The organism is Arsukibacterium indicum (genome assembly GCF_019100565.1).
GTDB lineage: Bacteria > Pseudomonadota > Gammaproteobacteria > Enterobacterales > Alteromonadaceae > Alishewanella > Alishewanella indicum.
In genome coordinates this window covers 463,119-485,427 of sequence record NZ_JAHRID010000001.1, presented here as the reverse complement: position 1 = coordinate 485,427, position 22,309 = coordinate 463,119, and the positions used below count along the sequence as shown (strand labels likewise).

At 47.6% G+C, this 22,309-nt stretch carries 25 protein-coding genes and 1 tRNA gene; 19 read left to right on the top strand and 7 right to left on the bottom strand.

Features of this window, described 5'->3' with window-relative positions; all coding sequences use genetic code 11:
• The first annotated feature begins 1 nt into the window (after position 1).
• From KQY15_RS02245 to KQY15_RS02195, 11 genes are all read left to right on the top strand, one after another.
• The gene (locus tag KQY15_RS02245; RefSeq protein ID WP_217666809.1) at positions 2–2,416 is read left to right on the top strand and encodes a hypothetical protein; all 2,415 of its coding nucleotides are present in this window, start codon (positions 2–4) and stop codon (positions 2,414–2,416) included.
• A gap of 32 nt (positions 2,417–2,448) precedes the next feature.
• Complete coding sequence (locus tag KQY15_RS02240; RefSeq protein ID WP_217666808.1) at positions 2,449–3,477, top strand: hypothetical protein; 1,029 nt, start codon at positions 2,449–2,451, stop codon at positions 3,475–3,477.
• Positions 3,455–3,760 carry a hypothetical protein gene (locus KQY15_RS02235; RefSeq protein ID WP_217666806.1) on the top strand — a complete coding sequence of 102 codons (306 nt, stop codon included), beginning with the start codon at positions 3,455–3,457 and terminating at the stop codon, positions 3,758–3,760. Before KQY15_RS02240 ends, KQY15_RS02235 begins: the two co-directional genes overlap by 23 nt.
• Positions 3,761–3,770: 10 nt before the next feature.
• Positions 3,771–5,564, top strand: a complete 1,794-nt coding sequence (locus tag KQY15_RS02230) for a hypothetical protein (RefSeq protein WP_217666804.1) — start codon at positions 3,771–3,773, stop codon at positions 5,562–5,564.
• Positions 5,557–5,781, top strand: coding sequence for a hypothetical protein (locus KQY15_RS02225; RefSeq protein WP_217666803.1), 225 nt, complete (start codon positions 5,557–5,559; stop codon positions 5,779–5,781). Before KQY15_RS02230 ends, KQY15_RS02225 begins: the two co-directional genes overlap by 8 nt.
• Before the next feature lie 74 nt (positions 5,782–5,855).
• Complete coding sequence (locus tag KQY15_RS02220; RefSeq protein WP_217666801.1) at positions 5,856–6,233, top strand: phage tail fiber protein; 378 nt, start codon at positions 5,856–5,858, stop codon at positions 6,231–6,233.
• Positions 6,234–6,253: 20 nt separating this feature from the next.
• A complete protein-coding gene (locus KQY15_RS02215; protein WP_217666799.1) occupies positions 6,254–6,697 on the top strand; it encodes a hypothetical protein in 444 nt (147 codons plus the stop codon).
• 90 nt (positions 6,698–6,787) lie between these two features.
• The gene (locus tag KQY15_RS02210) at positions 6,788–8,065 is read left to right on the top strand and encodes a hypothetical protein (RefSeq protein WP_217666797.1); all 1,278 of its coding nucleotides are present in this window, start codon (positions 6,788–6,790) and stop codon (positions 8,063–8,065) included.
• A gap of 9 nt (positions 8,066–8,074) precedes the next feature.
• Positions 8,075–9,556: a fibronectin type III domain-containing protein gene (locus tag KQY15_RS02205; RefSeq protein ID WP_217666795.1), complete on the top strand. Its 1,482-nt coding sequence runs from the start codon at positions 8,075–8,077 to the stop codon at positions 9,554–9,556.
• Positions 9,553–10,569 carry a hypothetical protein gene (locus tag KQY15_RS02200; protein ID WP_217666793.1) on the top strand — a complete coding sequence of 339 codons (1,017 nt, stop codon included), beginning with the start codon at positions 9,553–9,555 and terminating at the stop codon, positions 10,567–10,569. Before KQY15_RS02205 ends, KQY15_RS02200 begins: the two co-directional genes overlap by 4 nt.
• Before the next feature lie 2 nt (positions 10,570–10,571).
• A complete protein-coding gene (locus tag KQY15_RS02195; RefSeq protein WP_217666791.1) occupies positions 10,572–10,877 on the top strand; it encodes a hypothetical protein in 306 nt (101 codons plus the stop codon).
• A gap of 199 nt (positions 10,878–11,076) precedes the next feature.
• On the opposite strand, the gene KQY15_RS02190 is transcribed toward KQY15_RS02195, so the two are convergent.
• From KQY15_RS02190 to KQY15_RS02175, 4 genes are all read right to left on the bottom strand, one after another.
• The gene (locus KQY15_RS02190) at positions 11,077–11,505 is read right to left on the bottom strand and encodes a hypothetical protein (RefSeq protein ID WP_217666789.1); all 429 of its coding nucleotides are present in this window, start codon (positions 11,503–11,505) and stop codon (positions 11,077–11,079) included.
• 10 nt (positions 11,506–11,515) lie between these two features.
• Positions 11,516–12,754, bottom strand: a complete 1,239-nt coding sequence (locus KQY15_RS02185) for an integrase domain-containing protein (protein WP_217666787.1) — start codon at positions 12,752–12,754, stop codon at positions 11,516–11,518.
• Between the two features lie 185 nt (positions 12,755–12,939).
• A tRNA-Arg gene (locus tag KQY15_RS02180) sits at positions 12,940–13,014 on the bottom strand.
• Between the two features lie 101 nt (positions 13,015–13,115).
• Entirely contained in the window at positions 13,116–14,249 is a 1,134-nt protein-coding gene (locus tag KQY15_RS02175) for a flagellar assembly protein T N-terminal domain-containing protein (protein ID WP_254795388.1), read from the bottom strand.
• A gap of 203 nt (positions 14,250–14,452) precedes the next feature.
• Between KQY15_RS02175 and KQY15_RS02170 the strand changes: the two genes are divergently transcribed.
• Positions 14,453–14,908, top strand: coding sequence for an LPP20 family lipoprotein (locus KQY15_RS02170; RefSeq protein ID WP_217666786.1), 456 nt, complete (start codon positions 14,453–14,455; stop codon positions 14,906–14,908).
• A 43-nt stretch (positions 14,909–14,951) separates the two neighbouring features.
• Here KQY15_RS02170 and flgN read toward each other — a convergent pair whose 3' ends face one another.
• The 3 genes from flgN to flgA form a co-directional block, all read right to left on the bottom strand.
• Complete coding sequence (gene flgN, locus KQY15_RS02165; protein ID WP_217666785.1) at positions 14,952–15,386, bottom strand: flagellar export chaperone FlgN; 435 nt, start codon at positions 15,384–15,386, stop codon at positions 14,952–14,954.
• A 2-nt stretch (positions 15,387–15,388) separates the two neighbouring features.
• Complete coding sequence (flgM, locus tag KQY15_RS02160) at positions 15,389–15,721, bottom strand: flagellar biosynthesis anti-sigma factor FlgM (RefSeq protein ID WP_217666784.1); 333 nt, start codon at positions 15,719–15,721, stop codon at positions 15,389–15,391.
• Between the two features lie 77 nt (positions 15,722–15,798).
• A complete protein-coding gene (gene flgA / locus KQY15_RS02155; protein ID WP_217666783.1) occupies positions 15,799–16,509 on the bottom strand; it encodes a flagellar basal body P-ring formation chaperone FlgA in 711 nt (236 codons plus the stop codon).
• A gap of 190 nt (positions 16,510–16,699) precedes the next feature.
• Here flgA and KQY15_RS02150 point away from each other — a divergent pair, with 190 nt between their 5' ends.
• The 7 genes from KQY15_RS02150 to flgF all read left to right on the top strand — a co-directional run bounded on the left by KQY15_RS02150 (position 16,700) and on the right by flgF (position 22,300).
• Positions 16,700–17,629: a chemotaxis protein CheV gene (locus KQY15_RS02150; RefSeq protein WP_217666782.1), complete on the top strand. Its 930-nt coding sequence runs from the start codon at positions 16,700–16,702 to the stop codon at positions 17,627–17,629.
• A gap of 16 nt (positions 17,630–17,645) precedes the next feature.
• On the top strand, positions 17,646–18,479 hold the full coding sequence (locus tag KQY15_RS02145) for a CheR family methyltransferase (RefSeq protein ID WP_217666780.1): 834 nt from the start codon (positions 17,646–17,648) through the stop codon (positions 18,477–18,479).
• Positions 18,480–18,549: 70 nt separating this feature from the next.
• A complete protein-coding gene (flgB, locus tag KQY15_RS02140; RefSeq protein WP_217666778.1) occupies positions 18,550–18,951 on the top strand; it encodes a flagellar basal body rod protein FlgB in 402 nt (133 codons plus the stop codon).
• A 2-nt stretch (positions 18,952–18,953) separates the two neighbouring features.
• Positions 18,954–19,373 (top strand): flagellar basal body rod protein FlgC, encoded by a 420-nt coding sequence (gene flgC, locus KQY15_RS02135; protein WP_217666776.1) that lies wholly within the window; start codon positions 18,954–18,956, stop codon positions 19,371–19,373.
• Positions 19,374–19,386: 13 nt separating this feature from the next.
• Positions 19,387–20,070, top strand: a complete 684-nt coding sequence (locus tag KQY15_RS02130) for a flagellar hook assembly protein FlgD (RefSeq protein ID WP_217666774.1) — start codon at positions 19,387–19,389, stop codon at positions 20,068–20,070.
• 25 nt (positions 20,071–20,095) lie between these two features.
• Positions 20,096–21,415 (top strand): flagellar hook protein FlgE, encoded by a 1,320-nt coding sequence (gene flgE / locus KQY15_RS02125; RefSeq protein ID WP_217666772.1) that lies wholly within the window; start codon positions 20,096–20,098, stop codon positions 21,413–21,415.
• Positions 21,416–21,553: 138 nt separating this feature from the next.
• On the top strand, positions 21,554–22,300 hold the full coding sequence (gene flgF / locus KQY15_RS02120; protein WP_217666770.1) for a flagellar basal-body rod protein FlgF: 747 nt from the start codon (positions 21,554–21,556) through the stop codon (positions 22,298–22,300).
• Positions 22,301–22,309 lie beyond the last annotated feature (9 nt).

The window sequence follows — 22,309 nt, the reverse complement described above, 5'->3', positions numbered from 1 at the left end:
CATGCTACGCAGCGACTTAAAAATATTTAAATCTGAACGCATGACCCAGAACGCTGACGCCGGCGGCCAGCGCACTGCTAACGAAGTGCTAAACGGCCAGCTGAATGAAGTGTTTGGTAATATCAGCGATATTGATCACGCCCAGTCAGCTGTTGATATTGTAAAAGTATACCCGTCAGTAAGCACAGCAACCACCGAACTGCTGCAAGACGGCCATCTTATGGTAAACGAGCCCCCGATTGATCCGCTGGTAAACGTAATGCTGGTGCAATCAAGTGCAATTAACGATGGCAGCGACCGGGCAGAAATTGTAAACGCCATTGAAAGCAGCTTAGTGGCCAGCCTTACGCTGCGCCGCGGCATGTCGGAAATGATAGCCGGCCAAGACCAGTTAAACGCACTGGATTTACAGCAAGGTGCGGCAGACGCAGGTGAGCAATCCATAATTACACTGCGTACTGGCGCCATTTACGTGATCAGCGTTGAATATACCGGAAGCGAAGATGCCAACTGGCCAAGGTTTCAGCACTTTTTTAAAGTAACCGATATTGGTGCTACCGCTATAACTATTGCTCCACCACTGCCATTGCCAGCGCCTGGTCGCGGCCGCACAATAAACGGTCAGACCCGCTGCACCGTATTGCGTGACGTCACAACCGGCGCCGGGGTTACTTACCACGGAGTAACAACATTAACCACAGATGCGACAGGAACTACCTTAGAAGTTGTTAATACTGGTGGCAGGGTTACACCGCAAATAACCGAAGCAACAGAGCGGCTGGCAAACAAACCGTTTGAAGCCGAAAGCGGCTTAATACGTAAACAGGTAAATATCCCTGCGGTTGGTGTTTCTTATAGCCTGGAAGTACCAGATGCATTTCCAAGCCCCGACTTTGAAGTGCAGTATATATCCGTCGGGAAAAGCTATGTCCAGCGCTTTAATAATGCCAGCGTTACCGATGGCCAGCTGGATTTCTCATTAACCCGCATGCCAGATGCGGGAACAAACGTACAGGTGTTGTATTTAAGTACAAACCGCTACTCTGCTTACACATTTCCCGATGCAATACCGGCTGGCTACACCCTGCAGCCCCTAACTATTTCTGGCAGCGCCTTAAGGACTTCCGATAGTGAGCGCTACACCTTGCAGCAGGATCCGGATGACCCGAGCCGGTTTGAAGTAAGAATATCCAGCTCTATAACAGGCACTACAGTAACACTGGCCGTAATAATTGATCTGGTTGACGGCACGCCAACCTATTACAACGGCTACAGCGAACTGGAATACACCGCATTACTGGAAAACGACGCAGCGGCGGGCGAGTCTGCCACCACCGCTGAATTTGTATTGCCATTTAACCAGGTGCTGGCAGATACTTTTTACATTGCGGTTCAGCGTGTAAGCGGCGGGCTACTAACCGCTAGTGGTGACACCGCCGGCGATGTTACCGGCACAAGCGTAAGCGGTACTATTGTCGGTAACGTCGTAACACTGAGTTTTTCAGAACCAGTAAAACTAAGCACGCTGCAGTACAACATCGATGAAGTTGTAGAACTGGTGCCGCCAGTAAGCCTGTACGGCATTAATCCACTGCGCCTACCGAACGGTGGCGCTATTGATTACTTCCGGCCATTTGGTGTTATCGCCGTGGCAAATAATCAGTATGCGCAGTATCCAAGTTTAAGCCCGGCACAAACTATTGCCCGCCGGCCCAACAGCTTTATTGATATTGTCGACAGCGAAGGCGTAAGCCTGTGGCACCCACTTAATGAAAACTACGCATACGACAAAGACACCGGCGAAGTAACCATTGTTGCTGTTAGTGGCTTTACGCCCCCGTTTGAGTTAATCGACACGCTTAGCGAGCTGGCCCTGGTTACAGGTGTAGAGCAAAACCAGTTAAAAATTGCCAGCCCATTGCAGGGTACTTTTGTTGCCGGCAGCATAGTAAGCAGTGTGCAGCAGCTTGGTGATTTACAGGCACGGGTAACCAATAGCTTTGACCAGGAAACATGGAACGGCAGTTTTATCGACAGCATACAGGGCAACCCTGCAACGGCTAACTACAACAGCATAAGTTACCCAGTAGAGCTTGAGAACCAAAGCGCCATTAACGAGCGCTGGGCTATCCATTTTATTGGCACAACGTCATTCCGCTGCATTGGCGAAAACGTGGGCCAGGTTGCCACTGGCGATACGCTTAACGACTTTGCACCCATTAACCCGGCAACCAACCAGCCTTACTTTATTATTCGGGAATTAGGCTGGGGCGGTGGTTGGCAACCAGGTAATGTGCTTCGTTTCAATACCGTAGCGGCCAGCCGGCCAGCTGTATTGTTGCGCTCAGTTGCTGCTGGCCATAGCGCCATAGAACAAGACTCAATCCGGCTGCACTTCCGTGGCAATGCTCAGTAACCCTTACTGCATGAAGAATTCAGGAGTAATAAATGGCACAGCCAGTAACAGTATTTAGATGGGATGATCCGGGTGCGCCGCAGTTGGTAGACGGTAAACCAAGTGAAATAATTAATATCTTAACTAAATGTTTGGTAGACGGTTATGGTACCCAGTTGCCACTGGGGTGGACCCGGCCATTTTATGATCCTGTAAATCAGGCGGCGGCATTCCGCAATAATGTTGCGGCAGGCGGGAGTGGAGGTTACACAAAGATTTACAGTAACGATAACTCGGATGCTAACCACGCTTTAATGCGTATCACACATGCCGTGTCAATGACTGATATAAGCACTTTAGTAAAGCAAGGTTGGACACATGCATTTGCCACTATAAATGCTACTGGTGATAATAGAATGGATAAGTGGGCCTTAATTGGTACAGCTACCGCATTTTATTTTTTCATTAGTCGAAATGCAGCGCCTATGGGTGAAAACGCTAACAGTTATTATAACCCCACCATTTTTGTTGGTGATTTCTTTTCAAGAATTCCAAATGACACAGGTAGATTCATCACCATTGCCACAACCGGATCTGCCGGAGATACTACAAATGCATCATCTTTTACTCAAACTCTTGATTTTTGGAGTTCTCAACCACCCGGCACCTCTCAGTCATTAATAAAAATATACAATGCAGACAATGCAGCCGCCTTTTCTAGCTACACTATTAAACTTTCTGGTATTAATGGCGGTTCTAGCGGTGACGTTGGTTTTGCTGGGGAGCCTTTAGGTGAGCATGCTCTTGTCAATGTTATGATTTTTATGCTCAGCAGTTCCACTGCAGATGGTAGCAAAGATATTAATGGCGTTGTTTTAGCTAACAGTGTTGTTTCACCATTATTTAGAGGAGTTCTGCCCGGGTTTTACGATTCATTTGCTATGGGTTACAGATTAGAACCATGGCCAAAAATTATAGGTATTAATGGTGATGATTATTGGCTTTTAAGAAATTCTCATAGAGGCCCATGCCATTTAATGATAAAGCTGGGGGAGTGGAATGATCCTTTCTCTGGTAGCTGAAATCCGCCCGGGAGCAAATAATCAGGGTTTGATTGAACTTGATTTTGACCCTGCTGCAGAACGTTACGCTGTGATGGATCGAGGTGATTTAACTCAACTATGGCATGGTGTAGTACCACCAACCAACCCGGCTAAAATAATCGTGCCGTATAAATACACTTTCGATTACAACTTGATGGTGCTGATCATCGACGATGCCGGGGAACCACTGCATTACGTCACTGGCAATGACAAAGTGCAGGCGCAGCTGGTAGACGCCCGCTTAGTAACGCTTAATCCATGACTGCAGCACTATGACAGCAATAACACTCAGGTTTCAGTACCGGGCATATAATACAACCAGCCCGGTAATACTGAGGTTTGGCATTGCACCGCCGGCTGTTATTCTGGAACCGAACCTTATAATGGCGTTTTCGGCACCTTATAGCCGCAGGGCAGGTTTAATTAATCGGGCGTTCAAAACCAGCTGGGCCAGTGGCGATATTACTAAAGCTGTAAACGTGCGTTGGTCCTCTAACCCGGTAACCATAAAGCTGGTTTACTCAACGTGGCAAAGCTCGCCCCGGCTGGTTACTCAGCAAGCTGGGGTTGATTGGTCCAGTAACTGGCCGATTGTGGATCAACACTTATCGGTTAACTGGGGTGGCTACCAGCTGCTTATAACGCAAGCTGAAACCAGCTGGGAAAACTGGCCCATTGTAAGCCAGCAGCTGCAAACAACCTGGTTGCCAACACTGCCGCTTTACGCAATGCAAACCGCCCAGCACTGGCGGCACACTGCAATAACAGAGCAGTTTATTGATGTATTTTACAACTACAAGCCCGACCTGATCCGGGGCTACACGCTGCCCTATGGCCCCAGGCCACCAAGCTATATTTGCAGCAACGACGCCCGGCCAACCCGTGGCAAAATAACCCTGCGGTTTTACAACCCAGGCGAGAACACCAGCGGGCCGGTTACGCTGCGCTTTAGCAATGCTAACAACCCGATTATTTGTGTGCTGGACAATGGCGGCGGGCTTATCTGGCCAATGCCAGACCTACCCACAATCGACATAACCAAACCGATAACGCCGCCCCGGCGCAGGAGCTACATTATGCAGCCAGCGTTACGCTGCTATCGCGTAAGTGATAATCAGGAAGTAAATATAATTAGCGCCAGCTATGGCATAAGCCGCAGCCAGTGGGGCGCCAATATTAGTTTGGTATGTGGCAGTAAAGGCGATAAGGATCTGCTGTTTGCCCCAGGCCCGCAGGAATTTAAGCTGGTTATTAACGGCTATGAATTTTTTGGCCTCGCAGAAGATGCCAGCGTAAGCAGTCGCTTCGGTAAAAACACTTATACCGTTACCGGCCGCAGCAACATAGCAGAGTTAGCTGCGCCCAATGCCGCCCCGCGTTCTTACAGTAACGCCACAGCAAAAGGTATTGCAGCACTGGTAACCGATGAATTAGGTGCCTCTGGCTGGTCGCTTGACTATGGCCCGGCGCAGTTCAATGTGCCAGCCGGCGTGTTTAGCTACCAGAATAAAACACCCATTGAAGCCATAGCCCAAATTGCTGCCGCCGTTGGCGCTATGATCTACACCGACGGCGCCACCAAAACGCTATACATAGCACCGCTATGGCCGGTAACACCCTGGGCAATAGACAGCGCTACGCCAGATATTGCAGTGCACGACGATGTAATACTGCAATACAGCAGCCAGCCGGCAAAATCGCCGCTATTTAATAAAATTATTGTGCGGGGCGAACAGCAAGGAAATTCAGTAGGCGTTCGGCGAACCGGTACCGCCGGCGATAAGCTGGCGCCAGAAGTAGTTGAAGCACTGATCACCGCTGAATTAGCAGCCCGCCAGCGCGGCACAGCTGAACTGGCTGAGTCCGGAAATAAAGACTCAATTACACTGGTGCTGCCAATAATGGATTTGCTACCGCCATGCCAGCCCGGGTTAATACTCGGTGTTACCTGGCAAACCAATGTATTTAAAGCGCTGGTCGACAGCCTGCAAATAAGCGCCCAGCGCAGCCCGGATGGCAAACTAACCGTGCGCCAAAACGTAGGGATGCTGCGAAGCTATGAATAATTACCGGCGTTTACTCAGTATTACCACAGGCCCGCAGCGCACAGTTGCAACAGTTACCAGTCACAACGCCGACGGTACCAGTACCGTGCAGCTGTTAAGTGGCGCTTTTATAAACGTACTGGGCCAAGACGTAGCCGTAACAAGCCAGGCTTACATAGAGGGCGGGCGAATTATCGGCCAGGCAGCAAACTTGCCTTACAGCGAAATAGAAATTTAACCACAACGCAAACCATTAAATACCAAACCAAGGCCATCAATCGATGGCCTTTTTTATTTTCAGGAGCAACACCCATGCTAAATAACGCAGGTAAATCACGCGCAATAAACGCCGCAAACACGCTGGCACTGTTTTCAACTAACCCCGGCGTTGGTGATACTGCTGCTGGCACCGAGCTTTCAGATGCACCCTATGCCCGCCAAGCTGCGGTGTTTAACGCCGGTGTTGATAATGAAGGTGTATCAGAAGCCCTGTTAAATGCTGATGTGGTTTTTGATCTGCACCTTACAAACAACCAGAACGTGCAGTTTATTGGCTTGTTTGAAGATACCACCTACCTCGGTTACATAGTACCAAGCGCCCCACGTAACTTTACTGGCGAAGCCAGCCCAACGCGCAGCTTCACCGTTAAAGCCACCACCACCAAAATTACGGCCGCTAACCAGGCGTAACGTTATCAACGGGGCATGCCATGGCCGATCAACTGCCGGTTATCTATGGGCGCAGCAATACCAGGGCTATTAGCTTAATCATTCAGGCAAAGACAGTTTGCTGGTGGTCGCACATTGGCAGCCCAACACCCGGCAGAACGGTGCTTGAGGCAGTGGGTGGCATAGGTGTAGTTGAAACCCCATGGCATGACTTTTTAAACCGCTACGACCAGGTAATAACCGGCTGGATTTACTGCCGCGATTTAGCTGAGGCATACCGGTTTATGTACGACAAGAAAGGTGCGCTTTACGACAAAAAAGCCATTAAAGGCATTTTGATCGGCCGGGCCTGGGATGACTTAGCAGCCTGGCACTGCAGCGAACTTATCGGCGGTGCAACTCACATCTGGCCACTGGCCGGCATAAGCCAGATATGGCCGAAGCACCTTTTGAAATTAACGCACGACATTAAGCGAATTAAATAAATGGCTGATGATTTTTACACAGTTAATGCGCAGGGTAGGGTTGCGGCAGGGCGGTTTTTGCTGAGCGTTATTCAGCAAGCAGTTGCAAACATGCCTGAAAATAGCTGGTACAAAGTGCCCTTGAATACTGCTTTTAACACATCATGGGTTGAGCCTGAATTGCGGCCTCCATATTTAGCAGGCAAAGCATCACCTGATGCGCTGATAAGGGCCTGGGGCGGCTTTGCTTATGATGCCCGCAGAAAGAAAATTATATTATGTGGAGGTGGGCACGCTAACACATCAGATAATACAATTTACGAGTTTGATTTAGATTTAGGTGAGTGGTCGTTTGCTTACTTACCGTCTGATTATGTGACACTAGGCACTGGCCTATATACACCAATTTGCGGTGGCTTCCGGCAGCCATGTTCAAGCCATGTTTATGATAATAATATTTACCTGCCGATACTGAATAAGTTCTGCACCTTCGGCGGCGCTCAGCACGGCGATGGCGGCGAGCTTAAGCTGTATGACCCTGATAACGGGTATGCTTATCTGCGCCGTGCCGGAGCTTACTTACTGGACTTATCACAAGCCGGCCAGAACCTAGTAGCCGGTGGTACTGGTGATAACCCTAAAACCGGCGCTTATGCTGGCGTAGATTTACCGGGTGCAAATGCATGGCAGTTACGCGACTGGTACGGAATTGGACAGGCTTCTGTTTTTGGTTCATCAGTTCAATCAAGGATGGGCTGTACCGCTTACCGTGAGGAAGGCGGGTTCGATGTTGTTTATGTCGTTAAGCTATCAAGCGGTGCAAAATCCCTATTCCGGGTTGAGTTTCATGAAGATCCTGCTGATGACGTTATAACAAAGGTTGGCAGGGCGTGGAATGGCGCTAACGGCGAACTGCCAGGAGGTCTTGATTATCAACGAAACTTATTTGTAATGTGCAATAGCGGTACCTCAGCTGCATTTGTGTTTTGGGATCTGGATTATGCTAGCCCGACAAACAATGATAACCGCGTTCTTTATTCCAATATTACCGGTGATATTACGGATTACCTGAACGACGTCCACAACGACAAGATGGCTATTGATTACGATCAGCAGCTTGGCAAGTTTGTGTTGTGGGGCAACGGCGGCACTCTTTATTACCTCACTCCGCCACCTGGCAAGCCTACGCCAACAACAGGTTGGTACATTGAAAAGGTTGAACCTGCTGGTTTGTCGGTGCCGTTAACAGCATCCGAGTTATCAGCTGATGGTGGCAGCGGTGTTGGCATTTTCGGTAAGTGGGAATATGCACCGGATTTGAATTGCTTTATCGGACTACAGCATTCGCAAAATGGCGATGTATGGATTTATAAGCCATTAGCGGCTTAGGGGGTAATAATGGCTTTATTTTTTGACGGCGTAAACCAGTATGCAACTGTTACCAATGCAGCGATGAATCTGGATAATGGCGCTATTGGTATTAAGTATAAGTTCGAGTCAAAAGCCTCAGACTTTCATTACTTAATAAGCACAGGTGCGCTAAGCGCTACAAATACAAACATTTTCTATACTGCCAGCGCGAACGAAATATCTATCAATAGAAATGGCACTTACTCTACAAAAGTAACGATGCCAGCTGATTTTGCTGATGGCTCAACAGAATATTTATTACTGCTGGAAAAAGACACGGCCAACCTTTACTTTTGGTACTGCAAAGCTGGTGGCACTGCTGTACGCACATATATCGGCAGCTTGGTTGGCGGCAACGCAACACTTGGACAATCTCAAACGTGGTACTTCATGTCGCGCGGCGATATCAGCGCGGATAGATTCTCCAAAGGTACTTTAAGTCAGGTTGTAAAACTTGATGAAATTTCTGTCGGAACCCTCAGTTCGGCTTTTGTTGAGGCGTTAGCAAACGGCACTGTTGCCAACACTGCTGATGTTACATATCGTATTGTATTCCCGCTTGACGAAGGAACAGGCACAACAGCAACAGACGATATAATTGGCGCTACTTTAACAACCTTTAATAACCCATCCTGGACAGGTGCGCCAACAGTAACCCCAATATCATTCACTGGCACAATACCAAACCAGGCATTTACCGCTGGCGATGTTGTTGACGTCGATTTGGCGGCAGGGCGCTATTCAGGTACTGAAACCCCATTCACTTACTCTAACGTTGGTACTGCACTTACTGGCACTGGCTTATCTATTACCAGCGCAGGCCGGTTACAAGGTACAGCTACAGAGGCTGCTGTTACTGGCGTCATAATGCGCGGCACTGATACAGCCACTAACACTGCAAACAGTAATGCGTTTAACGTAACGGTTAATGCTGCTGCTCAGGTGCCACAAGGTACAGTTACCATCGGAACAATAACCGTTACTGATACAACAGCAACAGTACCATTCAGCTATGACGGTAGCGACCAGACAGGTTTTGAATTCAGGTTTGATGGCGGATCAGCACTGACCGTGCCGACTAATCCGCTTGAGTTTTCAAGCCTTACTCCTGAAACACCCTACACCGTAGAGGTCCGGGCAGTTAATGCCACCGGCCCCGGCGCGTGGTCAGCTGTTGGCAACTTCACGACTGATGCAACTCCGGTTGTTACTGCCACATTTGTAAGTGAGCCACTAAAAGACACCACTGGCGAACTAAATAGCTTGCTGGCAAATGAACCACTGGATTACGTTGCGCTATATGACCCGGTAACACACGGTCTGGTTCTGGTTGCAACGGGCCTGAGCACAGATGCAAACGGTCAGTTTACAGTAACCGATGCAGCATTAACTGCGGCTGTTAATTATAAAGCTGATTGGAAATTAACCAGTCAGGCTATGGGGCGCATGCCTGCTAAGGCTGCCGTATGAGCTGGTATAGCGGTGGTGAGTTAGTCGCAAGTGGCTGGACGAGCAGCAACTACGCTGGCCTGGGTGTACCGTTTAATGAGCTGCCCACAACCGGCGAGAACGGCGGCAGCCCGCTATTAAACGATGGTGGTGTTGCTGGTTACGAAGTGCGCTGGGAACTTATCAGTGTCAGCGGGTTAACAGTTGACGAATTCAATGAAGATGGCTCTTTTGCATCAACCGGCACCGGATCTTTTGTTTATCGTAGCTATGTTAACGGTGCGTCAGTTGGTGACTTTACGGTAACAGCAGAGCCTGTGACAAACGAACAAACGGCTGAAACCGGAGGTAGTGCTGGTGTTGTAAGAGCTACAGTCGCCACTTCGCAGGCAGTTAACGATCAAATTTTTGACACTGCTGGCAGCGTCGCAGTAATTCGCAACACTGCAGCAACCAGCGAATCAGTAAACAACCAGGCTTTTAATACATCCGGTATTGCAGCCCAAATAAGGGATGTGTCTGCTGAAACAGAATCATTAAACGCGCAATCGTTTAGCTCTGGCGGCGTTGTTTCAACGGTTCGTGGTGTAGTAGCAGTAACCGACTATATCGATGATCAAATTAACGAGCAGCTGCACGAATCAGGTGGCGTAGTTGGCCGGGTTACCGCCAGCCAGGCTGTAGTTACCTTTATCGAGATCCAAAACCACGAGGCAAGCGGATCAGCAGCTCAGATCCGCAGCGTTGTCGCTATTACTGAATCAATTAACGAATTTACCAACGCTCAGGAACATGTAAGCGGCGGCAGCACTGAGCGCATAGTAAATGCTGTGGCCATGAGCGAATGGCTGCAAGCGCAGGATTTTGAAACCGGCGGCGTGGTGCGGGTGTTACGTAACGGCGTGGCCACAACAGAGTACATAGGCGACAGCATCATTACAGAACTACGCCATACCGGCTTAACCGGCATGGTAGTAAAACAAAACCTAAGCGGCCAGCTTGTTAGCGGCAAACTATCAGCGAAAAGGGTATAACAATGGAAATAGTAGCATTCAAAGGCCGCGACAACGCAGAACGGGTTGCATTCTATAAAGACGGCGAGCCCTACAACTTAACTGGTGCTGGTGCCACCGGCGCAGAGTTCGAAGCCGGCGGATCCCGCATCCCTGCAAACATAACCGGCGATAACAACCATGAAGTAGAGTTTCAGCCAGGTAACTTAAACGCCAGGCCAGCTGGCTACTATGGAAAAGTAATTATTTTTACCGCAGCAAAACCGAAAGGCGTGGTAATAGCAGGCCCGGGTATGGAAGTGGAAATATTGCTAACGCTGCATCCCTAAAGCCCTGAAAAAGCTTATACAGTGCACTACTGTATTTTTATAAAATTTTGATAATATTTTTATACAAGTAAAGCCTAAACAAAAACAGCGCCGATAAGGCGCTGCTTTTATTAGAATTTTTGGTGCGTCCTAGTGGACTCGAACCACCGACCCCTACCATGTCAATATAGTGCCTGTGCTCGAGTAAACAATTGTTGGATTAACCTGGCATTCTCATTAGTGGCATTGGTATACCAATGCAGTGCGCCACCCAGTAAACCAGCATGATACTGAAGCCTACAGCTAAGGTAGTAAAAATTCTGGTTATTACAGCCTGCACATTAAATTTCTTGTTTGCTCTTAAAAATCTGGCATCAGCATCCAGTGCTTTTTCCCAATGATTTAAAGCCAGTATGTACTTCTGCTTTACTTCTCTATAACTTTGGCTTTTATTGGATGCGTTAGCTTTAAAATACGCGACCAATTCAGATGCAGATTTTTTATCGCTGTTATCATGACGATCAGTTTCAATCAAATCGATCATTGCCTGGGTTAACACATCCTCATACTCTTTGGCGCTTACTAAATGCTTTTTTGCACCCCAACTTTCAATCTGCTTTTCAATTGTTGCTTTATGCTCTTGTGCCATTGTTCGCTCCCTAAACTACCTTAAGCCCTTTCTTGCCACCCATAACCATCTTGCCGGTGGCCGCTTCTTCTATGTGATCACTCCACCATTCCATAAGCTTACGCCGGCGTTCCAAATAAGTTGCCCGGTTATATGCCGATCGCACCTGGTTCCTGTCCTGGTGCGCTAACGCGGCTTCAATAATGTCCGCATCAAAACCCCGCTCATTAAGCGTGGTGCTGGCCAGTGCACGTAAGCCGTGCGAAACCAATACGCCAGCATAACCCATGCGTTGCAGTGCCCTGTTAGCGGTTTCTGAGTGGGTAGGTTGGCCCGGGTTATGTTCGCTTGGGAATAAGTATTCTGACCGGCCGCTTATTGGTTTTATAAAATCCAGTAGCGCCATGGTTTGTGGTGTTAGCGGCACCTGGTGTTCGCGCTTTTGCTTCATCCGTTCTGGCGGTATGGTCCACAGCATTTGCTGTAAATCTATTTCATCCCAGCGGGCCTGTGCCGCTTCCGATGGCCGAACCATAGTGTGCAACTGCCATTCAATTAAGCAGCGGGTCATTACCCGTATCTGGGCGAAGCTTAGCGCCTTCATTAACTCCGGCAACTGCTCCGGCTTAATGGTTGGCATCTTGGTTGGTTTCTTACTGGCGAACGCAGCCTTAATGCCGGCCAACGGATTGTGCTTCAATATGCCGGTATTTACGCACCAGGTCATAAGCTCGTTCAGTCGCTGGCATAGCCGGGTAATGGTTTCACTGCGGCCAGCTGCGTCCAGGGGCGATAGTACGTCGATAACATCGGGCGCGGTTAAGTCACCAACCGGGCAGTGGCCAAGCTTGGGGAATAGATGCGTTTCAAACGATCGGCTAATGTTCAGTGAGTGCCTTTCAGAAACTGATGTAAATTTGACGGCAAACCATTTTTCAGCCACGTTTTTAAGTGTGGTGCTAACTTCACGCCGCCGCCTGCCAGCTTGATCATCAATCCACTTTTGCGGGTCAACGTCTTTTTCTAATAGTTCACGGTATTCAGAACGCAGCTTTCTGGCCTGAGCCAATGAGGTTTCAGGATAAGATCCGATTTTAATGTAATTTGTTTTGCCAATGTGCGGTCGCTTGTATCGGAATAGCCAGCTTTTACTGCCAGCCTTAGTGATCCGAAGTTCTAAACCGTCGCCATCGTACAGCGAATAAAGCTTATCTTTTGGCTTCGCTGAGCGTACTTCCGTGTCGCTTAATGGGTTTGTTTTTATTGCCATTTTTAGCCTTATGATACTACAGCTTTGCACTACAGAGGGCTGTAGTATCATCCGTAGTATCAAAAATCGTGGTTCCCGTTGAACTATATTGAACTAACTTGAACCACAAGATCAACTGTAAGCCTTATTTTTATTGGCTTTGCTGAACCTTATCAAACCTTGCCGAACCACTCTGAACGCCTTGGTGGCTGCCCCAGCAGGAATCGAACCTGCAACTGCCCCTTAGGAGGGGGCCGTTATATCCATTTAACTATAGGGCAAGTAAGCAGTGAATAACGCGCGAAAGTTTAACAGAATAAATGGTTTAAGTGAATGCTAAAACGCTTTACCGCTTTAATGTCTGTTGTATCTTTTACGTCCGCTAAATGGCTGAGTTATTTATGCTTATTAAATCCCCGATTTGTAAATGACTTAACAGGGTAGGGCTGCTGGCACTGGCCCAGGCATTATCGGTGCTGACCTCGGTAATCTTCAGCGTTACCGGGCTTTTATGCAGTTTTTCCAGGCCATCTTTGCCGGCAAAGCGCTGAATTTGCATTACTGTTACACTGTCACCCAATTGCAAGCCCTGGCGGCTGCCTTTGTTAATAGCAATTTGGTGCTGATCAATATGGCTTACCTGAGCCAGCAAGCCTTGGCATTGGGTATATTGTTGTACGTCCTTTGCTACAGCTTTCAGTATGGTATCAATTTTCTGGCCGAATGGTTGTTGCCAGAATTGCTGGCTGTGACTACCTGCCACTGATAATTCGTTGTTCCACAGAGCCTGTGTACGATATTGCTGCTGAAATACCCGTTGTTGGTTAAACACGTCATACAGAGAGACATCAAGCGCAAAATAACGTTCAAAGCGCTCATCCTGCCAAAAACGACTGGTACGCTTGCCCAGTGATAAATCAGTGATCTGGCTCACCAGCACGAACTGCTGACCGTCGCTGAATAACTGACGATTAATACTGTCTGTCATCAATGCCGGCTGGATGCTGTAGTCAACCGTGCTGACATCGACAGCCGGGCTGTAATCCTGCAAATGACGGGATAACTGTGCTGTAGCATTTTTGTCCAGCTCAAATAACTGACCATGAACCGCATCGCGCCGGGCGCCAAGTTCAACCTGGGCCAGCAACAAAGGTTTCTTTTGCTGGATTCCACTGCAGCTTTGCTGCTGCGATAAAATTTCGGCTTGCAGGGTGACAGTAACAAAGTCGCCGCCAATGTTTTCACGTAATAACCGTATTTCCCTGATCTCTGAGCTGCTATCCAGGCTAAGCTGATGTTGCTGCATTACTCCGGCAACAAGCTGTTGCTGACTGGTAACCCTGACACCGGCAAATAATGCCGCACGTTCCAGCGCATCAGCAATTGCCGCTTGTTTAGCAGCGGAAACATCACCTTGCTCTATTGCCGCCTGGCCTGTCATTTCGTACCAGTTAGCACTGACAGGTGCGGTTAACAGCATCAAGCAGCAGGTACTGGCTATAATTTGTAGTTTCATAAATCGCCAACAAATAAGTGGAAAGTGCCATCAATACTATTAGTTAAAGCAAAAACTGTGCCTTTGCGATATGTACTGATGAAATAAGCGTCTGACGTCGACATATCCGGAAAGGCAACACCTGCAAAATAAGGTGGCGCAAAATTTGCTAGATAGAATAGAGCGTTTGTAAACCCGGTTTAAGTTCTGACGATGGATGCCTTATGATGAAACGAGTCTTTATCACACTTTCAGCACTGTTTCTTTGCAGTTGCAGCCAGATATTTGATAAGCATATTGAGTATGCTGCGGTAAAGCCGGACGCATTTCCGTTACTGAGTGCGGTGGGTATGGCGCCTATTTCATTACAACCTGGCGAGTCAGACAGTCAGAAAATATTGCTGGCAATGCGGGCTTCAAAACTGGAAGCTTATCGTGAGCTAGCTGAACAAGTATACGGTCAAAGAATTGACAGCCGTAATAGCGTCAGCTCAATGGTAGCGGGTAATGATCAGTTTGGCACGTCTGTGCAAGGTATAATTCGTGGTGCACGAGTCGTAAAAACCTACGCGATAGACGATGCTTACATTACGGAGTTAGAGCTGGACTTTGAACAGGTATATCATTTATACCAGAATGTTTACCCGCGTCAGAAAATAAAAAGCATCCATTATTACTAATCTGGCCGCAAGCAGGCAAAAGCATAAAAAAACCAACTTTTATTCAGGCTTTGATGCCTTTACCCATATTGTCAACCGTGGGTTTGCCTTTGTTGGTATAGGTTAAACCGGATTTCCCTCTGGCAGACAACAACTCTGTTTTGAGACGTTGCAAAGTAAGCTGGCTTTGCTCCAGCGTCAGCTGATTAACGTCATTTTGCTGTTTGCAATCAGTTAATACGGCATCAAGATTGCTGATGCTCTGTTCAAACCAGCTTTGCTCGCGCGCTGACTGCAATAAATCACTAGATGCAATAGTAGAGTCGGTTGTCTGAATTTCGTTTAGCAGGTGTTGTTTTTCGCTGGTAATGCGGGTAATGGTGTCTATATCACGGGCGGCTATTGCGGCAAGTTCTTGCCGCAATAGCAACAGCAGCGCTTTAAGTTGCGCTTGCTGTTGTTCGAGCAGGGAGTTTAGAGGTTCAAACTGGCTGTTCATCATTATTTATTAAACAAATCACCTTCGAACTGCATAATCCGGCGGGCAAGTTGTTCAACGTTTATCTTGTATTTGCCTTCGGCAATTGCTTGCTTAATTTTTTCAACCTTTTCCTGATCAACACCACTGGCTGCATTGGCTTTTTCCTGCAACTTGGTAAATTGCTTAGCCTGCGGTGTTATAGATACTGAATCCTGACGCTGGGCAGCACCTTGCTGGGTTGCCTGTTGCGTAGCATTCTGCTGCACAGCAGTTTGCTGCCGCTGTACATTCTGATCAACCTTGTCATTCTTTACCTGAGATGCATTCTGCAGGTTATTGATATTTATCGCCATGATAGAACCTCTTTACCTTAAACCAGTTCCCTATGTTCAGGTTAACGGCTGAGCTTTAAAAAACTTTAATTTATTTTTTAAAATTTAACTCTTACCTGATTAACAGCAACCACTTCTGTCTGAATTTTCCTGCCAGACTGCTGATTTTGTACTGTTATGGTATCACCCAGGGTGCCATCCTGCTCTGCAATACCGCTGGCTGATACACTAAGCCCACTGTTATCAATCAGTATTGTAACAACATCTCCGCGGCAGACAAGGCAAAGATCCTGCATTGTAACAAGCTGACCATTGTTAAGCGAGCGTTTGCTGCGGGCGCCAACTATCTGACGCGGGTCACTAACCAGATTACCCCGGACAAACCGACGCGCTTTATCTTCTATTTGTAACATATCGGCGGTTATCACCGTTCCTGTAGCAATATTTTGGCGGATTGTTACCACTGCAATCACTTCAGTGACTTTGACTGGTAAATACAGCTGCCAGGATCCTGGTTGGCTGCAACTTATATTAACGGTGAACTGGCGGCCATTGCTATTGTAAGGTCGGTTGAATACTGGCTTATCGGTACAAATTTTATCGCCAATCCTGCTATCCAGTGGCGTCACATCCAGTTCGATGGAACTGTCAGGCGTTATATCAAGCTCACTTTTGAGCCATTGTTCTGTCATTTCAGTAAGTTGCTCAGGGCTGTACTGATGCAAGCCGGCCTGATTTGCCAACGTCAGATTACTGATAAAAAATAATAAGATAAAAAGTGCCGGATAAAATTTATCGTACTTGATCATATGGTTTCAGCTATGCTTTATTGGCTAACAGTTATACTATTGCCGGATAATTAAATTATATTAAAGTCAGGGCGCTGGATCAGATTTACCGGTAAGGTGCCCGAAACAGTCTACTTTGGCTGCGTCAAAGTGTTACCGCCACAGACGTTGCTGCAATAATAGCGCCAGAATGTTGTAACAGGAGTGGCTTATGGCCAGCATTTTAGATTCCGTCAATCAGCGTACTCAGCTCGTCGGTCAGAACCGGCTGGAGTTACTGCTGTTTAAACTGAATGGCCAGCAGCGCTACGGTATTAATGTTTTCAAAGTTCGAGAAGTATTGCAGTGCCCAGCGTTAACGGCGATCCCCCGGCGGAATAAGTATGTTCGGGGTATTGCACATGTCCGGGGCCAGACAATCTCTGTTATCGACCTCAGTCTGGCGACTGGAGGGCAGCCGGTAGCAGATCTCAGTACTGCTTTTATTATCATTGCTGAATATAACCGTTCGGTGCAGGGTTTTCTGGTTAGTTCAGTTGAGCGAATTATTAATATTAACTGGGAAGCGATTATGCCGCCGCCAAAAGGCACGGGCGGCAAGCAAAGTTATCTGACTGCAGTAACAGAAATAGACAAAGAGCTGGTTGAGATCCTGGACGTAGAGAAAATTCTGGAAGAAATTTCGCCGTCGCCGACAACAATAAGCACTGAGGTGGATACGGCAACCATCAGCAGCGATCTCGGTGATCGGCTGATTTTGATTGCTGACGACTCTACCGTGGCGCGTAATCAGGTTAAAAGAGCGCTGGAAGGGCTTGGGGTGAAAATGCATCTGGTAAACAATGGCCGTGAAGCATTGACGTACTTACAACAGGTAGCAAAATCCTGTCAGAATTCAGTCACTGAAAAAATTGGCTTACTGATTTCTGATATTGAAATGCCCGAGATGGATGGTTATACCCTCACCGCCGAGATAAGGCTTGATCCGCAACTTAAAAACCTGCATGTTATTTTGCATACGTCGTTAAGCGGTGTATTTAATCAGCAAATGGTTAAAAAAGTCGGGGCTAATGACTTTATCGCAAAATTTAATCCGGATGAACTGGCCGAGTCGGTACAAAAGTGGCTGCAAGCAAAATAAGTGCTAAGGGCGAGTAGTGACCAATAAAGAGCTACAGGAAGGCGAATACAAACTGTTTCGGGATTTTCTCGAGCAACAGTGCGGTATTGTACTGGGTGACAACAAACAATATCTGGTAAAAAGTCGCCTGGGCCCACTGATGCACCGGTTTAATATTGCCACGTTATCTGAACTGGTCAGTAAAACCTTAAGCCCCTTTGAACGGCAACTTCGCTCTGCTGTTATTGATGCAATGACCACAAATGAAACCTTATGGTTTCGTGATACTTATCCATATGAGCTATTAAAGAAACAAATTTTGCCGGAGCTGGAAAAAACTTGCCGCAATCTGAAAATCTGGTCGGCTGCCAGCTCTTCTGGTCAGGAGCCTTACTCTATTGCCATGACTGGCCTGGAATACCAGCAAAGCCGGCCTGGCGCATTCAGTTTAGGCGTAAGTATTCTGGGTACTGATATTTCTAATACCATGCTGGAGCATTGTCAACGTGCCGAATATGATGCATTGGCGTTATCCAGAGGCTTATCACCAGAGCGGCGCAGCAAGTTTTTTGAAGACAGTGGTAACGGCATGATGCGGGTAAAAGACTTTGCCCGGAAAAACGTGAGCTTTCGCCACTTAAACCTGCTTGACAGCTACACCTTGCTTGGCAAATTTGATGTGATCTTTTGTCGCAATGTGCTTATTTACTTTTCCCCTGATGTAAAAGCGAAAATCATTAAACAGTTTGCTCAGTCATTAAACCCCAGAGGATACTTATTTCTGGGCGCATCTGAATCTATCTCCAGCGTTAACAATGATTTTGAAATGTTACGCTGTAACCCCGGCATTATTTACCGTAAAAAGGTTTAACCGCCGCTGCTGAAAAATTGGCCTGTGTTTTGCATTTGAATTGCCATAGTTCGAAAGAGGTGGCAAAAAAATGGCAATCAGTTTTGAAAAAGCATTTGGCATGCATCCCCATGCTTTATTAATTCGTGAGAAACGTTCTGAAGTGTTGGCCGAGAATATTGCCAATGCTGACACGCCTGGCTACAAAGCAAAAGATGTTGATTTTCAGCAAGCATTGCAGTTGGCAAAGTCGCGACAGGGACAAAACGCCAGCCGAACTCATGAACAACACTTTCATATCGCCTCCACCATGGTTAAAGACACCTTGTTCCGCCATCCGGATCAACCAGACACCGGTGACGGTAATAGTGTGGATATTCATCGTGAACGTAATGCGGTCATGCAAAATAACCTGGAGTACCAGGCAAGCTTAACCTTTCTTAATAGCCGGATCTCAGGGTTGAAAAAAGCTCTTACCGGTACGGGTCAATAATTATGAGCATCTCAAAAGTATTTGATATCTCCGGAAGTGGTATGACTGCGCAGTCGGTTCGGATGAATACCACCGCCAGTAACATTGCTAATGCAAACAGCGTCAGCAGCAGTATTGATGAAACATACCGGGGACGTCATCCGGTATTTGCAGCAGAGCTATCAGAGGCACGGCGACAGCAGGGCGATAGTGCCGGCGTTAAAGTGCTGGGCATTGTGGAGTCTGATGCACCTTTAAATGTTGAGTATGCGCCCAACCACCCGTTGGCTGACGAAAATGGCTACATCTATAAGCCAAATGTCAACATTATGGAGGAGATGGCGAATATGATTTCTGCCTCCCGCTCATACGAAACTAATGTGCAGACAGCTGATGCTGCCAAACAAATGATCATGCGTACCCTGCGAATGGGCCAGAGTTAATAAGGAATAGCTGATGAGTACTATTAACACCAACCAGGCCCTGGATGGCATGTATTGGGATAACGGCAATAAAGTGCCGGAAAAAAATAACGGCGCACTGACTCAGTCTGACTTTTTTGCGTTGTTAACCCAGCAACTGGCCTATCAGGATCCGACAAAACCGGTAGAAAATGATCAGATGATTGCTCAGATGACCAATTTTACCATGGCTGACGGTATTGGTTCGCTGAATGAGAGCTTTAAAGGGCTGTCGGAAAGTATGACATCGAATCAGGCACTGCAGGCGTCATCGCTGGTGGGACGTACAGTACTCACCCAATCAGATGAGCTGGTATTTACCGGCGAAACCTTATCCCGGGGCCATATTAATCTGGACAGGCCTGCCGACAATATGCGGGTACGGATTGAAAAGGCCAATGGTGAGCTGGTAACGAATTTTGATGTCAGTAACCCGTCACTGGGTAAAAACGAATTTGTCTGGGATGGCACAGACGCCAATGGTGAGCCGATGCCACCTGGTGTTTACAAAATTAAAGTTGAAGCCAGTTTTAACGGCAAGAATGAGTCAGTACCGGTAAACGTGTTTACGCCGGTATCCAGTGTAAGTCTGGCTGGCAATGGCAAAGGAATTACTCTTAATCTGGTGGGATTAGGGGCAGTAAAATTAACTGATGTTCTGGAAGTTTCTTACGGTTAAGCAACCGTTTAAGGTGAGGTGATTTATGAGTTTTCAAATAGCATTAAGCGGCCTGGCGGCAGCCCAGAAAGATCTGGATACCACGGCAAACAACATTGCCAACGTTAACACCACGGGTTTTAAAGAATCCCGTGCAGAGTTCGCTGATGTTTACGCGACATCTATTTTCTCTTCGGGGCGCACCAAAGTAGGTGATGGTGTGACGACCTCAACCGTGGCGCAACAGTTTAACCAGGGCTCGTTGCAATTTACCAACAACTCACTGGATTTAGCGATTACCGGTGAGGGATTTTTTGCGACAACACCTGATCTGCAATCTCAGGATTTAACTTACACCCGGGCGGGTGCTTTTAAACTAAATAAAGATAATTTTATAGTTGATAATCGCGGCAACTTTTTGCAGGGCTTTAATGTTGACCCGGTTACCGGAGAAAACAGTTCAGTAAGTTTAAGTACCTCATCGCCTATTGCCATTCCGACTTCTGCCGGTGCACCGCGTGAAACCAATAATGTGTTCCTTAGTATGAATGTCGATTCCAGAGCATTGGAGACGGCCAGTCTGGCGTTTGACCCTACCGATCGGGCAACGTATAACCATTCCACCTCAGTGACTGTTTACGATAGTCTGGGTGAATCGCATATTCTCACTACTTATTTCAGAAAGGTAGATACGACTGCGCCTGCGCCTTCACAGTGGGAAACGTATGTGGTTTGGGATGATAATACCGCCGCACCACCTGCCGCTGGCTCGTGGATCCAAGGGGATGATATTTTCTTCGATTCAAGTGGTAATTTTATTACTCCGCCTATTCCGGAAATACGTTTGCCTGCAGCAACGTTAAACGACCCGCTTAATGGTTATTTAACCAATGGCGCTCAGTATGCCAATGACGTGGTAGTTAACTTTCGGGATGCCTCAGGAACCCGCACCCCAACTCAATACGCATCAGGCTTTGATGTTAATAACTTAAGCCAGGATGGTACAACGGTGGGCAGCCTGACCGGGGTTGATATTGACTCTTTTGGCCGGGTACTGGCTACTTACAGTAACGGCGATTCTTCATACCTGGCCCAGGTAACACTGGTTCGCTTTGCGAATGTGCAGGGCCTTAAGCAAGTTGGTAACACGTCCTGGAAGCAAAGTTTAACCTCAGGCGAGCCAATAGGCGGCCAGGGCAATACCGGTACCTTCGGTGCGATTAATGCGTCAGCGTTGGAGCAATCTAACGTTAACCTGACCACTGAGCTAGTTGATCTTATCAGTGCGCAGCGTAACTTCCAGGCTAACTCGAGAGCGCTGGAAGTCAACAGCACTCTGCAACAGACAGTGCTGCAGATCCGTTAAGTTAAGCGAGCTTAAACTTTGGATAAAACACCACCTTCGGGTGGTGTTTTTTTAACTGTGCTACTGACTATATCTTAACTGGCATCAAAGTTGCTTCACAGTTAGCAGTCGCAGCAGAAACCTTTAACGGAGCGCGTTATGGACCATTTGTTATATATCGCCATGAGTGGTGCCAAAGAAAATATGCATGGCATCAGCGTGCGGGCTAATAACCTGGCTAACAGCAATACCGTTGGCTTTAAATCTGATTTTGAGCAGGCCCGTGCCATGCAGGCCTTTGGTGAAGGACTGCCGTCCCGGGTGTTTGCTATGACAGAACAGCCAGGTCAAAACTTTGACGCAGGCCCGGTCATTATGTCTGAGCGCGAACTTGATATTGCTATTCAGGGCGATGGCTGGTTTGCAGTGCAGGACGCCGATGGCAATGAAGCTTATACCCGTGCCGGTAATTTACAGTTGAGTCCTACCGGGATGCTGGAAACAGCCAATGGCCGGGCAGTAATAGGTGATGGCGGCCCGATCCAATTGCCGGTACCGCTGGCAAAATTAGAAATTGGCCAGGACGGTACGATTAGTGCTTTACCGCAGGGAGCGCCAGCGAATGCATTAGAAGAAGTCGGCCGGATTAAATTGGTAAACCCGGTGTATGCCGATCTTACCAAAGGCACTGATGGCTTGTTCCGACGCAAAGATGGCCAGTTAGCTGTTGCAGATATTAATGTCAGTCTGCTGCATGGCGCCTATGAGGGCAGCAACGTGAATGCGGTAGGTGAAATGACCCATATGATTAGCCTGCAACGCCAGTTTGAGCTGCAGGTAAAGATGATGAAAAGTGCCGAAGAAATGGATCGTCAGCAAAATGCGTTGCTGCGGATCATGGGCTAGTAAACTGAT

What these genes read in the sequence shown, in the direction of transcription:
- KQY15_RS02245 (WP_217666809.1), top strand. Translation starts at nt 2, where the DNA reads ATGCTACGCAGCGACTTAAAAATATTTAAATCTGAACGCATGACCCAG.
- KQY15_RS02240 (WP_217666808.1), top strand. Translation starts at nt 2,449, where the DNA reads ATGGCACAGCCAGTAACAGTATTTAGATGGGATGATCCGGGTGCGCCG.
- KQY15_RS02235 (WP_217666806.1), top strand. Translation starts at nt 3,455, where the DNA reads ATGATCCTTTCTCTGGTAGCTGAAATCCGCCCGGGAGCAAATAATCAG.
- KQY15_RS02230 (WP_217666804.1), top strand. Translation starts at nt 3,771, where the DNA reads ATGACAGCAATAACACTCAGGTTTCAGTACCGGGCATATAATACAACC.
- KQY15_RS02225 (WP_217666803.1), top strand. Translation starts at nt 5,557, where the DNA reads ATGAATAATTACCGGCGTTTACTCAGTATTACCACAGGCCCGCAGCGC.
- KQY15_RS02220 (WP_217666801.1), top strand. Translation starts at nt 5,856, where the DNA reads ATGCTAAATAACGCAGGTAAATCACGCGCAATAAACGCCGCAAACACG.
- KQY15_RS02215 (WP_217666799.1), top strand. Translation starts at nt 6,254, where the DNA reads ATGGCCGATCAACTGCCGGTTATCTATGGGCGCAGCAATACCAGGGCT.
- KQY15_RS02210 (WP_217666797.1), top strand. Translation starts at nt 6,788, where the DNA reads ATGCCTGAAAATAGCTGGTACAAAGTGCCCTTGAATACTGCTTTTAAC.
- KQY15_RS02205 (WP_217666795.1), top strand. Translation starts at nt 8,075, where the DNA reads ATGGCTTTATTTTTTGACGGCGTAAACCAGTATGCAACTGTTACCAAT.
- KQY15_RS02200 (WP_217666793.1), top strand. Translation starts at nt 9,553, where the DNA reads ATGAGCTGGTATAGCGGTGGTGAGTTAGTCGCAAGTGGCTGGACGAGC.
- KQY15_RS02195 (WP_217666791.1), top strand. Translation starts at nt 10,572, where the DNA reads ATGGAAATAGTAGCATTCAAAGGCCGCGACAACGCAGAACGGGTTGCA.
- KQY15_RS02190 (WP_217666789.1), bottom strand. Translation starts at nt 11,505, where the DNA reads ATGGCACAAGAGCATAAAGCAACAATTGAAAAGCAGATTGAAAGTTGG.
- KQY15_RS02185 (WP_217666787.1), bottom strand. Translation starts at nt 12,754, where the DNA reads ATGGCAATAAAAACAAACCCATTAAGCGACACGGAAGTACGCTCAGCG.
- KQY15_RS02175 (WP_254795388.1), bottom strand. Translation starts at nt 14,249, where the DNA reads ATGAAACTACAAATTATAGCCAGTACCTGCTGCTTGATGCTGTTAACC.
- KQY15_RS02170 (WP_217666786.1), top strand. Translation starts at nt 14,453, where the DNA reads ATGATGAAACGAGTCTTTATCACACTTTCAGCACTGTTTCTTTGCAGT.
- flgN (WP_217666785.1), bottom strand. Translation starts at nt 15,386, where the DNA reads ATGAACAGCCAGTTTGAACCTCTAAACTCCCTGCTCGAACAACAGCAA.
- flgM (WP_217666784.1), bottom strand. Translation starts at nt 15,721, where the DNA reads ATGGCGATAAATATCAATAACCTGCAGAATGCATCTCAGGTAAAGAAT.
- flgA (WP_217666783.1), bottom strand. Translation starts at nt 16,509, where the DNA reads ATGATCAAGTACGATAAATTTTATCCGGCACTTTTTATCTTATTATTT.
- KQY15_RS02150 (WP_217666782.1), top strand. Translation starts at nt 16,700, where the DNA reads ATGGCCAGCATTTTAGATTCCGTCAATCAGCGTACTCAGCTCGTCGGT.
- flgB (WP_217666778.1), top strand. Translation starts at nt 18,550, where the DNA reads ATGGCAATCAGTTTTGAAAAAGCATTTGGCATGCATCCCCATGCTTTA.
- flgC (WP_217666776.1), top strand. Translation starts at nt 18,954, where the DNA reads ATGAGCATCTCAAAAGTATTTGATATCTCCGGAAGTGGTATGACTGCG.
- KQY15_RS02130 (WP_217666774.1), top strand. Translation starts at nt 19,387, where the DNA reads ATGAGTACTATTAACACCAACCAGGCCCTGGATGGCATGTATTGGGAT.
- flgE (WP_217666772.1), top strand. Translation starts at nt 20,096, where the DNA reads ATGAGTTTTCAAATAGCATTAAGCGGCCTGGCGGCAGCCCAGAAAGAT.
- flgF (WP_217666770.1), top strand. Translation starts at nt 21,554, where the DNA reads ATGGACCATTTGTTATATATCGCCATGAGTGGTGCCAAAGAAAATATG.